The sequence below is a fragment of the Agrobacterium sp. LEGMi-208b genome, assembly GCF_059511785.1.
Map to the genome: position 1 here is coordinate 53,915 of NZ_JCALIC010000003.1, position 13,712 is coordinate 67,626.

Genomic DNA, 13,712 nt, shown 5'->3' on the forward strand with positions numbered 1-13,712 from the left:
GTTCACGATCCGGCGCCAGCTAAGAAGTCGACAAGCTCCGCGGCAGCGAACATGCCGGCGAGGCTTCCACCGACCCGCAGAAGCGCGCCCCAGGACCAGAAACCAAAGGCGGCAGCCAGGAACATGCCGATGAAAGCGATCGCTCCGACGGAGCGGCCGAATGCGCCAGTGAAGAACTGTACCAATCTGTCGGCAGCATTCTCCAGGGCATCGAGGCTCTGCGCTGCCGCCGGCTCGTATTGACTGACGAACAGCACCGAGGCGGCAAGCAGCACCATCACCGCATGGCCGGCCCACTTGCGTTTGACCAGGGAGCGGCAGGCGACGCTGCCAACAAGAATTGCCATGACCACTATGTTCATTGAAGTACCTCTTCCTTGACGATTTTGACCGGGCCGCCGAGTTGCGCCGCGTTCAGCGGCTGTGGGAGGCGGCTGTCCGACGCGAGCGGGCTTGCAACTGAGAAGACGAGCATCGGCGACCTTGCCCGGTCGGCCGGGCCCGAGCGGCGGTGCTGATTGGATTGAGAGACAGGCGCCGGAGCAGGTGTCGCTGCCTGGAAACTTGCCGGCTTGCCGCTGTAATAGCCGACAACACGCGTCGCATAGTCAGCGGTCTCGCGGATGAGAGGCAGGGACTGATGCGCATCGATGCGGGGTTCGCCGGCATTGTACGCGGCGGCGATCAGCACTGGGTTGCTATACTTGTCGATGAGGACCCGCAGGAAACGTGTGCCTGCGCGAATGTTCGGTCCCGGATCGGTGAGGTCATGGACACCAAAGGCCTCGCCGATATCAGGCATGACCTGCATCAGACCGACGGCGCCGGCGGGACTGACAAGGCCGGGGTCGAAACGAGCGTTTTCTGCACGCATGATCGACAGAACCCAGTTCGGATCGACCTCCTCCTCAGCAGCGATTTCCACTGCGAGTGCCGCGTAGTCTTCGGGCACGCCGGAAAGCAGGTCGGGACGGGCTGGCGTCCTTGTGTGATCGGAGGCCGTTCGGGGTTCGATGGCCGGATTGGCAGACCGATGGACGGTGTCTGGGTCAGACGAGAAGACGCTGATGGGCGAGAACACGGCGCGGTCGCGCCGTGTTCTCATGCTGCCGGCCGCTTCTCCCGGTAGCTCTGTGTTACTGTCATCGGGCTCAATCGCTGCTTCTGCAACGAATGACAGAATTGCGGGAACTCCATTGGTATTGGCCTGTCCCCAAAAACGCTCATTGAAACGGGTGAGATCGATGCTCGGCGGTGGCTGTGGGTCAGCGTCGACAGCAAATGTTGGCAATGCGCCAGGCTCACTTGAGGCTTCAGCCGCGAACCGGAACGACCAATCGGTATGGTCATTGTTCTCGTCGATCTTGAGTGGGTCGCTCTCGGCGGAGGTTGCGGCAAGACATGTGGCCAGAAACACAGACGTCACCGCAGGCCAGACTGCCCTTCGTAACACTCTGGGTCGCGGTCTCATCGCAGAAGAAAGCGGGCTGTCATCCATTCCGAACCAGTCCATAACTTGCACTTCAATACAAGTTATGGACTGCAATCTGCGCCGGAAATCAACTGAAAAATATATCTGGAGTACAAGTTTTGCCCCGAAGGTCAATATCGCCTTGAGGAATATTCAACGAAATCAGCCCCGTAGACGGGACCACCGATCCGGCTTCCATCGATACTCAATCTGGTCTCGATCGCCTAAAATGCGTGCCAAACGAACGGCGGTTCCACCTTTGACCAGAACCGAACCCGCATCCGCTCCTGACCGCCCGTGGTAGATTCGGCATGTGAAATTGGGCAGTTCGCTCTGAAGTCTGGGTGCCGGCCAGCAGGTGGAAACCTGGTAGCGCTCGCTGCCAGAACCTGCCGGCAGATCGCGAGAGGACTGCTGCACCGGGCCGAGACGATGACGCCCGAACGCCGTACCATACTCCAGCTGGCACTCGGTGATATTTCGGGGATAGTTCCTGCAGGCTGTGAGGCTGAGATAGGCGTATGGCGCGGGTGGCAACGGACGAGGCGCCTCTCTCATCTGTCCACACGCGGACAGGGAAACTGCGATCGCAAATGGCCACAATAATGGTGTCGAGATCCGCACGGTTTCACCTCCTGTTTTCCTGCTGATATCCGGCCTGTTCGAGGGCTTCGAGAAACAGATCGCGCGCAAGCCGGCAATAGGGCGAAGAGGCCTGCGCCACATGAAGCTGCGTCAGCAACAGCCCAAGACTGGAAATGGCCTCGACCACCTCCACGAGATCGTCGTTAAGGCCAGCACGGAACATCTCGCGACCTTCATGACCTTTGACGACAATCGCATAGTCGTTGCGCGCCACGCTGTGCCAGAGTTCGAGCATGCCGGTCTCGCCGGTATGGCCTTCCGTGTCGCAGGCGAGCATCAAGGCGTAGTCCGGATATGGCATGTCGGATTGAACGATCGAGGTGCCGCCGTGAAACTCCGTCAGAACCGCAGCCGACGCAAATAGAAGCAAGCGCTCGTTGACCAGCAATCGCCGTTGTCCAAGGTGGACGAACGCATTCATAACGGGTGACCTTAACAGATTTGGCGCCAGACTTTCCTCGCAGTGTTCGCAGATCGACACCAACTGATCGTTTTTCAAAACGAACCTGTTGTGAAAGCGGTCGGCGAGGAAGCGTCCTATGTTCTGTGTGCGACCACCGAGGGTTTCGACGAATGCGAATGCGCCGAATTGAGCCCACGGTTTTATCAGGGCTTCGCTTTCAACCGACGGCGCGGCAGTGTTCACCAGGCTCGATGGTCCGACGACAATGCCGGCTGAGCGGCTTTGCGCGCCACAATCCGGGCAATCAATGCAGACCGAAACCTTGTACCATTCAGTTGTTAGTAGAGATCGATGGTTTGTCAGAAGAAAATCCGTCTTGCAATGCGGCCTTGTTTGGGCGTCCCATATACTGGTGCAAAACGACCCCTTCGCTTTGCGGCTTGCTCGAAATATCGCCTGAATAGTATCGACTTGCTGAGACCTAACTTGTACTTCAGTGCAACTTCTAACAGGCAAAAGGGAAAGACTCAAGATAAGAAAGTCGGATCTGGTGATGACGCTGAACCAGAACGATTCCGTCATGAATTCCGTGATCGTAGCCGCGCGCCAGATGGCATCAGCGACATCCGAAGAACGGGTTTGGGGAGCGTCCGACGTTCTCATCGCCGCAATAACGGCATTGGCAAACTCGGCATAGGGCGCGGGAAAACCGCCGTTTTCCTCCAATCGTGAGATCGCCGTGCTGCCGAAACTTGTCTCCGGCGCGGCGCCGGGCAACACGATCTTTACTTCAATTCCAAAGGGGCGAGTTCTAGCGTAAGGGATTCCGTGAAGGCGTTCACGGCTGCCTTGCTAGCTGTATAACCGTTTCGCCACGCCCGCTTTCCGCGCTCAACGACTGCGTTCAAAATCGCAAGCCGCATTTTGTGATCTATTGCTGTCGATCCTTCCGACGGAGATTTTTGGGCCCGTCGTATCAAAACGACGGTTCGCTGATTGAGTATTTGCCAATAGGAGCATTCGCCGGTTTGCTCAATGACAGAACAACCTGTTGGCGGTTTCCCCTCTTCTGCCAACCGGTGTTTCACCGATTTTCCGCTTCACTGATCCACCGATTCTCCGATTGGCGTAAACACCGATCCGCTCATTCACCGGCTTGCCCAATCACGGATTCGCCTGTTTGCGCATACACCGGTTCACTGCTTCACCTATTCGGCGAATATGTGTTGCATCATTTCACCGATACGCTGCGCTGCCGATTTACCGATTCACCCAAAGGCCGAGACACTCATTCGCTTATTTGCGGATACACTCACTGGGCACAACACCCATTCGCACCATCGCTCAGCCGCCTATGCGCTGACGCGCGTGACCACTTATTCACTGAATCACGCAATCACCAATTACCGAAGTCACGGAATATCTCCAGCCTGATGGAGGCTGCCCGGTCGCTCTGACGACCATCGCCCCTCGGGCGAAACGGCTAATGGTATACCATTAGCCTATCCTGCCATCTTCCACCACCATGTCCGGCCTACGTGCCCGACCCGCCAAAGCTGTTGCGAGTCGTCAGACGATGGAACAGCGATCACAGGTGTACCACCTGTGATCCGCGGAGGAGGAATAGCACGTAGTCCGGACATGGTGGTGGAAGATGTTGAAGCGAGCCGCCCTCGGGAGCAGTCGGGATGTCCGTGACCGAAGGGAACGGACATCGATGACATGCGAACGACGGGGCGGCGAGCGCACCGCAGGAGAGGATGATCGTCTGGAGCGGATGCCTGAAGCATGAGGGCGCAGCGCAGGACGATCATCCTCTCCGTATTGTTTGGGGAAGTCGCGGCAGCGTCCGTTTACCGGCCCGAACGGCCGGGCGGGGCTCGCCCCGCACCGCAGGGAGAGGGGTGTTTGAGGTGAGAGGCGGCAAGTCTCTCCACTCAAGACCGCGCGCAGGTTCGATGCCGGCAAGCGGTCAGGACCACGCGGAAAGACGAGAGGCGACCGTGCCGCCTCTCGTCTGCATTTCAGTCGGTCCCCAGTTCGCGGATCACGGCGGCGACAGGCCAGTCGCCGAAATGGGTCCGTCGTTGGGCAACGAGGATGTCAACGGCCGTCTCATTGGCCTCGATGGCTCGGATTGCCTCATCCATATCGTCATAGGGGCCGAGATTTTCGACCGGCTCATAGTCGCCATAGTCTTCGTCCCAGCCGCCGGCGATGTATTGCGGCGCGTTTTTGACACGGACCAGTGCCCGTTCAGCCGCGTGGATGAGACGGAACCCCTCGGTACGCTGCCGCCAGTATTCCGGGCTTCCACCATCGATATATTTGATCTTGCGCTGTGTCATAAGAAGTCTCCTTTCGTTTTCTGACGGAAGGAGGCCGCACGATAGCCGCGAGGGGTCAGGGATCGCGGCACGCGACCGCCGGAGGCGGCAAGCGGGGGAGCCGATTTTCTGATGGCGCCATAGGCGACGGCTGAAAATTGGGGGAACCGCGCAGTCCTTGACGCCGGAGTGGCGGGTGCAAAATGGGACGTCAGAGAAGAAAAGCCCACGGCGCCAAAGGCGCCGTGTCCGTGTGGAGGGAGAGTGTGAGAGGGCCAGGCCCTCTTTCCGTCGGGCGGGCCGGTCGATCCGGACCACCCGGCGAAACTGCGATGACGGGCCTCACCCATCCGACGGGGTCTCAGCGCGTTGGATCGAGTGAACGGGGCCGGGATTGCCCGCCCCCTTCTGCCGGCGTCACACCGTGGCGATCACGGCCGGATTGGCGGCCTTCAACGTGGAGGTAAAACCGCTGACGCGGCTGCCGAAGACATGCGGCCCGCTGATTGCCTCGAATGTCGGTGATAGAACCGGGAACCGGATTGTCAGGATGGCGGCAAAATCCTCGATGGGCCGTTTCGGTGATACGGTTTCGCCAAACTGGTCAGTGCCGACGATGAGGAGGTTCCCGGCCAGCGGACTTGCATAGTCGGCAACCTCGGTGAAGCATGGGATCTCGTCCATCAGACCGTTGTCGTCAACGATAATGCAATGGTTCCGGTCGATCCGCACCATGTCGATGAGGTTGCATCCGATATGACGGCGAATGTCGGCAAGGCTGTTTGCCGGATCGATCGTCACCATGCGGATGCTGCGGGTTTCGACTTCGACAAGATAGGCATTGAGGGTCATTTTGAAGCTCCTTCGGTTCGCGAAGCGAAGGGCCTTTGGTCAGGAAGCAGGCCCCGCTCCTGCTTCCCGAGTGCGCGCGGAGCGGCGGGTGAGAGGGGGGCAAGGCGCAGGCGCCGGAGGGGGATCACCCGTCCTGCACAAGCAGGGCGCGGAAGGACGGGGAAACCGGCGCCTGCACCTTGCTGGGGAGAGAGGGCGGCGCCCTCTTTTCCCGCCCAGACCAGGCTGAATCGCCGGAGGCGATTGCCATCTGCGGCGCAGCCGCGCGAGAGGATCGTCACCGGGACCGGCGGAGACCGCCTGCGGGCTCCGTTCGCGCAGCGAATAGAGCCGTCCGCGAAGCGGCTCGCCCTGAATGCCCTTCCATTCTGTTGATATTCGGATAAGGCGGGAAACAAGAACGGATTGCGAGGACCGGCAGGCATTGAACAAGATCGTCAAGCTCGATGAAGAGCGAAGCAAACGAACTGACAAGCGGAAACCAGCCGCCACGGCTGAAAGAAGACCGCCGAAATGGCCGAGGTGGAAACCCAACCGTATCCGACCCGGCAGCATTGTATTGGCGACCATCATGGCTTTGGTGGTGCTTGGTGGATATCTGGTTGCGACGCAGGACATCACCGCTGATCTCGGACCGCCGATGGCCGCAGGGGCAGGCGATCCGATTTTGGTTCGCTTTGGCATCTGTCCGGATGGACTGCACCGCGACTGCGTGGTCGACGGCGACACGTTCTGGCTTGGTGATCAGAAGATCAGGATTGCGGATATCGACACGCCGGAGCTCAGCCCGCCGCGGTGCGAGGCGGAAAGGATCAAGGGCGAGGCGGCGAAGATACGTTTGCTCGACCTCCTCAATGCCGGGGCATTTTCACTTGTGGCGGGTGATCGGGACGAGGACCGATATGGCCGGAAATTGCGCAGGGTTGTCCGCGACGGACGGTCCATTGGCGAGATCCTCGTTTCTGAAGGCCTGGCGCGGCGCTGGGACGGCGCGCGCCATCCCTGGTGCGACTGATCCATCACCGTTATGAATCGGTCGAGCCGCACCGATTCAAATCTCTGGTTGGACGCGGTATCGGCAATCGACGATTCTGTCGTCATGATTGCGCAGCCCTATCAGCTTTATATCGAACGCAAGGACGCCTCGATAAACATGGCGCGTTACTATGCCATGGATATCTCGGAAACCCTGTTTGGAGAGACCCTGCTGACGCGCCGCTGGGGACGCATCGGCGCGCGCGGCCAGTCGAAGGCGCATATCTTCCGGCGTGAAGAGGAGGCGGTGCTGCTGTTTCTCGATCTCGTTCGCCAGAAGCGGGCACGCGGCTATCGCCCGGCTGGACAGCAGATGGAACGAGGCCCGCGCGAGCGGGCCTCGACAGGCGCCTTATCGGCGCCGGTTCCAGTCCGTCTCGAAGGCGATCTCGATCTCGACGAAGAACGGGATCTTGATTGCGAGCTTGAGGCCGAGTTTTCCCTTGCGGAAGAAATGGCCGGCGACTTTGCCGAGTGCGCGGAGCCGGCGACCGGTGGCGGTGAGGAATTGGGCGAGTTGGCGCATGATGTTTACTCCTTTCGATAACGTGTCATTGCGGGGATAGGCGGCGGCCCGGAAAGGCGTGCTGCACCCGAAAGGGCCGCAGCGCATGCGGAGGACCTGCCGGCGACGGCAGGTTGCGGTACGACGACCGGGCTGCAACATCCTCGATGCCGATGACAGGGGATCGAAAGGGAGGACGCGGCTACATCCCCGATCTCTTCCGGTGAGATGCAGGCTGCGGTGTCGATGTGATCGGTGGCGATGCGTGGCGTCGGGCCCTGGCCGCCGGTCGATCCGGCGGGCTGGGCCAGCAACTGCGGCCGAAGCCTCCGTCAGAACGGAGGCTCCGAGGAATGGCTGCCGTCCTGTTCGGCAAGCGCGGCGGCCAGTTCGGCCTGGGCGAGTTCGAGCTCGGCCTTGATCTGGCGGCGCTCGGCGGCATCCACTACGGCCCGCATCTCGGCGCGCAACGCTTCAACCTGGATTTCGAGGGCATAGGTCATCGTCGTCTCCTTGACGTTTGTGAAAGACGAGGACCAGCGGCGTGAGGGGATGGCGGGGTCAAGGTCGCGGCACGCGACCGGCGGAGCCGGCGTATGGGGGAGCCGATTTTCTGACCCGGCCCTTCGGGACGGGGCTGAAAATTGGGGGAACCATGCGTCCTTGAGGCCGTCATTTCCGAACGGCACAATGGGACGATCTGAGCAGACCCCACCTCTCCGTATGGCACCGGCAAGATGCAGGCGGGTTCGATGCCCGCCTGCGTCTCATTGGATTGGGAGAGACCGGACGTGTTCACCGGCATTCTACCATCGGGCACGGGGAGATCGCGCGTGGGGGCTGAAAAGCGCCCAGTGAACGCATGATTCCTGTGGTTTTCGAGACTTTTTGGGCAGATACGGAAGTATCGCCCCTATCGTTGCCACATCTTCAACATCATACCGGATGGGTCAAACATGAGGAGCCGTTCTATTATGACCACGACGAATGAAATTGCGGACAAGATTGCATCCGAGCAAAACCTGAGCAAGGCGCAGGCCAAGGCGATTGTCGAAAGCGTATTCCGCCAGATCACTGAGGCGGCGCTGGCCGGTGCTGAAACATCCATCCCGAGCTTTGGCAAATTCAAGCTCAAGGAAACCCCGGAGCGTGAAGGCCGCAATCCTGCAACCGGCGCGACGATCAAGATCGCGGCTGCGAAGAAGCTGACCTTCACGCCGGGCAAAGCCGTGAAGGATGTGCTCAACGCCTGACCCATCCTCATAGCAAAAGCACAGCCGGATCCGGAGCGCTGCCCGGATCCGGCTGTGCTGTTTTCGGGTGAACGACCCCGCCTTGCGACGGGGCCATCCGGAGATCCCGGTCATGCGGCCTCGCGGTTCGGACGGGACCAGACGAGGACGTAGTCGCCTTCCTTCTCAGTCGGCCACAGGGCGGCGTTGATCGGAGCGTTGAAGCTCGGATCGTCGAGCTTGAGGGAGATGTAGGGCTCGCCGTTGGCCGAGACTGAATTCCAGCCGGCGCCCACTTCGGCAGCGCCGGAGGTGACGCGGAAGTCCGGCGCATCGCGGGAGACGCGCTCGATGGGATTGAGGCGGGCCTTCATTGCGACGGTCAGAGTGCGAACGTTGCCGCTGATGGTGTTGCCGTTTGAGGTGAATTCGCCGATGACTGCCATTGTCGTGATCCTTTCGGGTTGATCGGGCCGCGACCATCGCGTCCTCGATGACTGTCGAGTGGATCGGAGACGATCGGACCGCATCCCGAAGGGACCGCAATGCAATGGAGGGCGGCAAAGAGACGACTTTCTTGGCCCGCGAGGAATGCGAACGCAGTTCGCAGGGGAAGAAAGTTGGCGATGCCGTTGCGGGAGAACGATCGAGGCGCAGCCGTTCTTCGATCAGACATGTCAAATCGAGGCCGTGTTGGACGCGCCCATAGTTCAGGTCCGAACGGATGACGTCACTGGCCCCATCAATCGTCGGGGGAATTTGCCGTCTGATACGGCTGGCCTCGAAAATGTCCTCGGACTCTCTTCGTCAGTGGTGGCTTCTGTTCCGATCGGCCGCATATTGCTGTTGCTCGCCTATCGCCGTCACGAACGGCCTGCTGATGCAGCGCGCCTGATGCCAGCCGCGGCACGTCGGCTCTATATCGTGCATGGCATGAAATGTCGGCCGCTGACCGCGAACCGATCAAGCCGCGTGAACCTGGTAACGATTTGAGCGCCGCGTCTTTTCTACGGCATCCCATCCCGGTCGACTGGTGGGCATGCCAGGTTACCGGGGTGTGCGCCAGGAAACGGATGGTCACCATCGAAGCGTGAGCAGTCACCGTGAGTTCCGCTTTAAGCGGCGTGATCGCTCTGCCTTTAACGGTGACTTCAATTCAGCTACGCGACCGGAAGCGAGGGCGACGGTCGATCAGGAGAAGGCCGTCTGATCCCGGCGAAGCGTTCCGGTCCCTTCGACCAGCGTAGAACTGCGCTTTGTCCTCCAGAAGCTTGAAGAGTTCGTTCACCCGTCGCCTGCGACCCGACGCACCGGTAGGCGTTTCACGGACAAGGGACAGGACTTGCCTGTCGACGCCGAAGAAGACACCGTCGTCGATTTCCCGCCCGACGTAAACCGGCGCCGACGTCGGCATCAAGCCCCTCCCCGTCCCCGTCGAGAAAGAACGCATAGGCTCTGGCGATCGCCTCATGTTCGTCGAAACGGACACTGATGCCTTCACCGCCCTTCGGCGGGTCGACAACCTTTCCTTCCGGTCCCGATGCCTTCATCATGAAGAAGCTCGCGCAACGGGTCGTCGGGGGCCGGCCGTTGATAGAATGGAGTGCCGACACCTGCCCCAGCGCCTTGTTGACCGTTGCAGTGCTTGGCCGTCTGATCCGCCCCTTGCTTTCGAACACATGCCGCTCCCTGCGGCGGATACCGATAAAGTCCGGTCGTGACTTCGGCGCCGGCGGCAGCGCGCCGGGTTTCGGCGTAACCGGTATCGTGGCCGCTCCCCATGTACAGCTTCTCAGACCCGCCACATGAACGAGATACTCGATGTTCATCCGGTCCTGCGCACACCAATGAGTGAACGCCTCGCCAAACAGGAAAGACACGGCCGCCTTCTCGGTCTGCTCCAGATTGCGGAAATAGCTCGTCGTATGGAGATTATGATCAAGATATCCGGTCGCCATGGCGACGAGCATTTGCTCGCGCCAGCGACCGACCGTGCGGATAGCTGCACGCCGGCTCGGATAGCCGACCGTCAGTAGAGACCGGATAAAATCCGGTCGGGTGGCCGTTAGGGTCAGTGTCCCGTTGAGGCTGCCGAACCGACCAGAAAACCGTGAGAGCGTGAGGATGCCTGTCATGGAAAGCGGGCACTCCGGACCGAGACACCGATTTCCTTCAACGCAGGCACCAGTCCCGGATGACGCAGAAGTTCGATCGCGGGCGTCGCTGCAAGTTTATGCGTTACCGCGCGGTCATAGACCGCGACACAATAGGCGCCTGTCAGCCGCGATGCATATAACAGCCCGTCCGCGTCAAAGGTCCCATAGACGGCCTCGCTCAGCGCCTGGCCGTCCTTGTGTGTTTTCGCGCGGGCCGCATCGGTGCTAACGCCAAGCCTGAGAAGACCGGTGGTTCTGAGATCAAGGACCGTCAAGGGATCGGCTGCCGATACCTCGGCAACAGCCCAGTCCTCGAACTCCGTTTCGTCGAGTACGCGGTCAGTGCTCCCTTCGAAGCGGTCGCGCACGATCGTCTCAGCAATTGCGGTCGCCAGGTCGCGTGCGAGATAGACCAGACGAAAGCGCCTGTGGGGACTGGAAAAGCGGCTATTGCCAAAACCCATACCGAGTGGCGTCGCCATATGGCTGCGCGGCAAAACGCGCAGCCAGGCATCGGGCCGAAACGTCAGCGCGAGATCGGCAACGGTTGCAGGATCGAGCTTCACAGTCAGCCGAAATCCCGCTCGGCGGCGGCAAGAACCTCGTCCAGACGGTCGCTTTTCATGAGGTCGAGCGGGGTTGCGCCCATCTCTGCTTTTCTCCGGATCAGCCACTGCCATGCGACACGAGGGTTGGCGATGATCCGCGTCACCTGGGCCATGCCCTCAACCGGGCGTCCATCGACGAACTGGGCCAATGGAAAGACGTGCTTGCGCTCACCCTTGAGCAAGCCAATCACCGCGCCACGCCTCTGCCAGTCGTGCAGGGTCGACCGCTTCGTACCGAATGTCTTTTCGATCTCGGCCGGTCCCGCAACGGGACCAGCCCAGTCTTCGAGACGCATCGGCTCTGCGAAGGCTGCAAGGCGGCGCCTTCCTTCATCAAGATCGACTGGTGCGGGAAGACCGGCACCCTGACTGACCTCGATCGGCTTGCCAACCGCAAGCGGCTTCAGGCGGGGGCCGGTGTCTGACACAAGGCCAGCGACAGCGACCTCGACGGCTTGCGCCAGCTCAAGTTCGTCGGCAACGATCCGGCGTTGCTGATCGGCGGCAAGCCGCGCGGTTGCCGCGGTGACGGCGGCAACGACACGCCCCGTCGCAGCAAGCGCTGTCTTGGAAAGACGTGGGTTATGACGGGCAAGTACCTCGACGACATCGGCAATGGCCGCCGGGTTCAACCCGGACAGGGTGGTTGCAGACGATCTTCTGACGGATGTGACCATGTTCATGCTCCTGTCATCTACGTCAATAGATAGTACGGATTGTCCGGAATGTCCAGATTGCCGGAAAATACCTTATGGCATTTGATTGCCAGGCCAGCACGGATTCGCAGTGTGGCGGAAGAATCGCAACTATGCAGCCTCCTTTGTTTGAAATGTGCCCGGCTGGAGACTATGCAGATAGGCAATCGCGCGCTGCGCGTGGGCTGCCGCCTGAAAGATCGCACGTTTATCACCACCCAACACCTTCAACCATGAATTGAGGTAACTTGCATGATCCGGCCGGGGCTCGAGCTCAGGTGATATTCCGAGGTCTGCGGCTAAAAAAACGCTTCCAAGTTCGGCAATTAGCTCTTCCCGGCTTCGTTCGGACTTGTCCTTTGCGTAGCGTGAGAGGTCACGTCCAACGCGGTGGGCACTCGCCGTCCAATGTGTCGCTTCGTGACTCAGGGTTGCATAATAACTCGCTGCGTCCTTGAAGGACTGAAAAGGCGGCATCTGGATGAAGTCCTGGCCCGGCGAGAAGTAAGCCTGAGTGCCACCATGCCGGATGATCGCCCCCGTGTTGCGAAAAAAGCGATCGGCGTGCTCGATCCGCTCGACCGGATCGATCTTGGGTACCGGGCGATGGTAATAGTGATCCGGCAGACCGTCGATTTGTTCGACGTTAAAAACGCTGTAGGCTTTCAGGAAGGGTATTTCCCGGTCGACCTCGCCGCCCTCGCCATCATCCTCCGACTTGGTGAACCGGCTGGCAAAGACAACGGTCGAGCCGCTTTCACCTTTGCGGACGGCTGCATCCAGCTGCAAGGCCTGTTTGAAAGTCATCCATATCGGCGAGGAAAATCCTCTAGCCATACCTTCCGACCACAAAAGCAGAACGTTTATACCAGAGTATGGTTGTCCGTTATGACGAAGTGGCCGTGTCACCCGCCCGGTCGCATTGCTGGCGCTCCACGGCTGTATCCACGGACGCACGCCTTTTTCGAGTTCAGCAATGATCCGGTCGGTGATCCGGGTGTACAGATCGGCCTTGGCGCCCTGTTCTTTCCTGCTCATTTTTCTAACCTCCATTCAGGAGGCCGCACCTGCTGCGGCCCCGTCGCGGAGGGACGAATGCAGGAGATGTCAGGGGGTAGGCCGCACCGGAACGGCCGCAACGAAGTGCAGGACGGCGCAGCCGTTGCGGCATGCCGCCGGCTCCTGCAGGACCGACAGCCAGGACGGGCCGTAGCGGGCGCTGGCGATCAGAACTTCATAACGCGGAAAAAACGGCCGGAGGGGGAACGGCTCAGCCCCAGCAAATCCGGTCAGTCGTTCTCGCCGGAACGGCTTTCAGATTGCTCGCCACCTGGGCCGCCCGCGCTTGCGTTCTGCGATTTCCGTTGCAGCCGGAGCTCGGTGACACGGATTTGCGCCGTCATTCTGTCCTCCGGACTGACCTGATTAACAGGGTGGCCTTCTATATTATGGCGCATGGCATTCGGCTGCGCCAATGCCAGAAGGTAGCTTTTCGTCGATGCATAAGCGGATATCGCCCGGCGAAGGCGAATTTTTGCGATCCCTGGCTCAAGACGGGCGCTGAGCGAAGCAAATAGTCCGATCTCGAAAGGCAAGACGGGATCAGTATCCTTCACGGGAAGGACCGGCGCCGGTTCCGTCAGCAATTCATTGATCGCAGCGGCCTTACGCAGATCGTGGTGACTGGCCAGGATCGGTCCTTGCGAAGTGTTCCAAGGCTTTACGTTCGGGATCGGTTTGCTGTCCATTTCGTCCTCGAGAATGAAGTCGTCAATGTCGATAT

14 protein-coding genes and 1 pseudogene are annotated in these 13,712 nt (G+C 60.2%); 3 read left to right on the forward strand and 12 right to left on the reverse strand.

The window, feature by feature from the left end; all coding sequences use genetic code 11:
* Positions 1-2 precede the first annotated feature (2 nt).
* The 5 genes from AC5YUO_RS25640 to AC5YUO_RS25660 all read right to left on the reverse strand — a co-directional run bounded on the left by AC5YUO_RS25640 (position 3) and on the right by AC5YUO_RS25660 (position 5,698).
* On the reverse strand, positions 3-362 hold the full coding sequence (locus AC5YUO_RS25640; protein WP_496156611.1) for a TrbC/VirB2 family protein: 360 nt from the start codon (positions 360-362) through the stop codon (positions 3-5).
* The gene (locus tag AC5YUO_RS25645; protein ID WP_496156612.1) at positions 359-1,417 is read right to left on the reverse strand and encodes a lytic transglycosylase domain-containing protein; all 1,059 of its coding nucleotides are present in this window, start codon (positions 1,415-1,417) and stop codon (positions 359-361) included. Before AC5YUO_RS25645 ends, AC5YUO_RS25640 begins: the two co-directional genes overlap by 4 nt.
* Before the next feature lie 682 nt (positions 1,418-2,099).
* The gene (locus AC5YUO_RS25650; protein ID WP_496156613.1) at positions 2,100-3,299 is read right to left on the reverse strand and encodes a hypothetical protein; all 1,200 of its coding nucleotides are present in this window, start codon (positions 3,297-3,299) and stop codon (positions 2,100-2,102) included.
* Positions 3,300-4,543: 1,244 nt separating this feature from the next.
* Positions 4,544-4,867 carry a hypothetical protein gene (locus AC5YUO_RS25655; RefSeq protein ID WP_496156614.1) on the reverse strand — a complete coding sequence of 108 codons (324 nt, stop codon included), beginning with the start codon at positions 4,865-4,867 and terminating at the stop codon, positions 4,544-4,546.
* A 396-nt stretch (positions 4,868-5,263) separates the two neighbouring features.
* A complete protein-coding gene (locus AC5YUO_RS25660) occupies positions 5,264-5,698 on the reverse strand; it encodes a DUF3846 domain-containing protein (RefSeq protein ID WP_496156615.1) in 435 nt (144 codons plus the stop codon).
* 598 nt (positions 5,699-6,296) lie between these two features.
* Here AC5YUO_RS25660 and AC5YUO_RS25665 point away from each other — a divergent pair.
* Positions 6,297-6,713: a thermonuclease family protein gene (locus tag AC5YUO_RS25665; protein WP_496156856.1), complete on the forward strand. Its 417-nt coding sequence runs from the start codon at positions 6,297-6,299 to the stop codon at positions 6,711-6,713.
* A 156-nt stretch (positions 6,714-6,869) separates the two neighbouring features.
* Positions 6,870-6,983 (forward strand): annotated as a pseudogene (locus tag AC5YUO_RS25670) (WGR domain-containing protein); the annotation flags it as partial.
* A 587-nt stretch (positions 6,984-7,570) separates the two neighbouring features.
* On the opposite strand, the gene AC5YUO_RS25675 reads toward AC5YUO_RS25670, so the two are convergent.
* On the reverse strand, positions 7,571-7,741 hold the full coding sequence (locus AC5YUO_RS25675) for a hypothetical protein (protein WP_496156616.1): 171 nt from the start codon (positions 7,739-7,741) through the stop codon (positions 7,571-7,573).
* 471 nt (positions 7,742-8,212) lie between these two features.
* Here AC5YUO_RS25675 and AC5YUO_RS25680 point away from each other — a divergent pair, with 471 nt between their 5' ends.
* The gene (locus AC5YUO_RS25680; RefSeq protein ID WP_496156617.1) at positions 8,213-8,491 is read left to right on the forward strand and encodes an HU family DNA-binding protein; all 279 of its coding nucleotides are present in this window, start codon (positions 8,213-8,215) and stop codon (positions 8,489-8,491) included.
* A gap of 110 nt (positions 8,492-8,601) precedes the next feature.
* Here the strand turns inward: AC5YUO_RS25680 and AC5YUO_RS25685 are convergent, their stop codons facing one another.
* The 6 genes from AC5YUO_RS25685 to AC5YUO_RS25710 all read right to left on the reverse strand — a co-directional run bounded on the left by AC5YUO_RS25685 (position 8,602) and on the right by AC5YUO_RS25710 (position 13,677).
* A complete protein-coding gene (locus tag AC5YUO_RS25685; RefSeq protein ID WP_207591819.1) occupies positions 8,602-8,916 on the reverse strand; it encodes a DUF736 domain-containing protein in 315 nt (104 codons plus the stop codon).
* Positions 8,917-9,792: 876 nt separating this feature from the next.
* Entirely contained in the window at positions 9,793-10,605 is an 813-nt protein-coding gene (locus AC5YUO_RS25690; protein ID WP_496156618.1) for a hypothetical protein, read from the reverse strand.
* Positions 10,602-11,192, reverse strand: coding sequence for an RES family NAD+ phosphorylase (locus AC5YUO_RS25695; protein ID WP_496156619.1), 591 nt, complete (start codon positions 11,190-11,192; stop codon positions 10,602-10,604). Before AC5YUO_RS25695 ends, AC5YUO_RS25690 begins: the two co-directional genes overlap by 4 nt.
* Before the next feature lie 2 nt (positions 11,193-11,194).
* Positions 11,195-11,911 (reverse strand): antitoxin Xre/MbcA/ParS-like domain-containing protein, encoded by a 717-nt coding sequence (locus tag AC5YUO_RS25700; protein WP_496156620.1) that lies wholly within the window; start codon positions 11,909-11,911, stop codon positions 11,195-11,197.
* Positions 11,912-12,040: 129 nt separating this feature from the next.
* Entirely contained in the window at positions 12,041-12,967 is a 927-nt protein-coding gene (locus AC5YUO_RS25705) for an ArdC family protein (protein WP_496156621.1), read from the reverse strand.
* A 251-nt stretch (positions 12,968-13,218) separates the two neighbouring features.
* Entirely contained in the window at positions 13,219-13,677 is a 459-nt protein-coding gene (locus AC5YUO_RS25710; RefSeq protein ID WP_496156622.1) for a ProQ/FinO family protein, read from the reverse strand.
* Positions 13,678-13,712: the final 35 nt, after the last annotated feature.

What these genes read in the sequence shown, in the direction of transcription:
- AC5YUO_RS25640 (WP_496156611.1), bottom strand. Translation starts at nt 362, where the DNA reads ATGAACATAGTGGTCATGGCAATTCTTGTTGGCAGCGTCGCCTGCCGC.
- AC5YUO_RS25655 (WP_496156614.1), bottom strand. Translation starts at nt 4,867, where the DNA reads ATGACACAGCGCAAGATCAAATATATCGATGGTGGAAGCCCGGAATAC.
- AC5YUO_RS25660 (WP_496156615.1), bottom strand. Translation starts at nt 5,698, where the DNA reads ATGACCCTCAATGCCTATCTTGTCGAAGTCGAAACCCGCAGCATCCGC.
- AC5YUO_RS25675 (WP_496156616.1), bottom strand. Translation starts at nt 7,741, where the DNA reads ATGACCTATGCCCTCGAAATCCAGGTTGAAGCGTTGCGCGCCGAGATG.
- AC5YUO_RS25680 (WP_496156617.1), top strand. Translation starts at nt 8,213, where the DNA reads ATGACCACGACGAATGAAATTGCGGACAAGATTGCATCCGAGCAAAAC.
- AC5YUO_RS25685 (WP_207591819.1), bottom strand. Translation starts at nt 8,916, where the DNA reads ATGGCAGTCATCGGCGAATTCACCTCAAACGGCAACACCATCAGCGGC.
- AC5YUO_RS25690 (WP_496156618.1), bottom strand. Translation starts at nt 10,605, where the DNA reads ATGACAGGCATCCTCACGCTCTCACGGTTTTCTGGTCGGTTCGGCAGC.
- AC5YUO_RS25700 (WP_496156620.1), bottom strand. Translation starts at nt 11,911, where the DNA reads ATGGTCACATCCGTCAGAAGATCGTCTGCAACCACCCTGTCCGGGTTG.
- AC5YUO_RS25705 (WP_496156621.1), bottom strand. Translation starts at nt 12,967, where the DNA reads ATGAGCAGGAAAGAACAGGGCGCCAAGGCCGATCTGTACACCCGGATC.
- AC5YUO_RS25710 (WP_496156622.1), bottom strand. Translation starts at nt 13,677, where the DNA reads ATGGACAGCAAACCGATCCCGAACGTAAAGCCTTGGAACACTTCGCAA.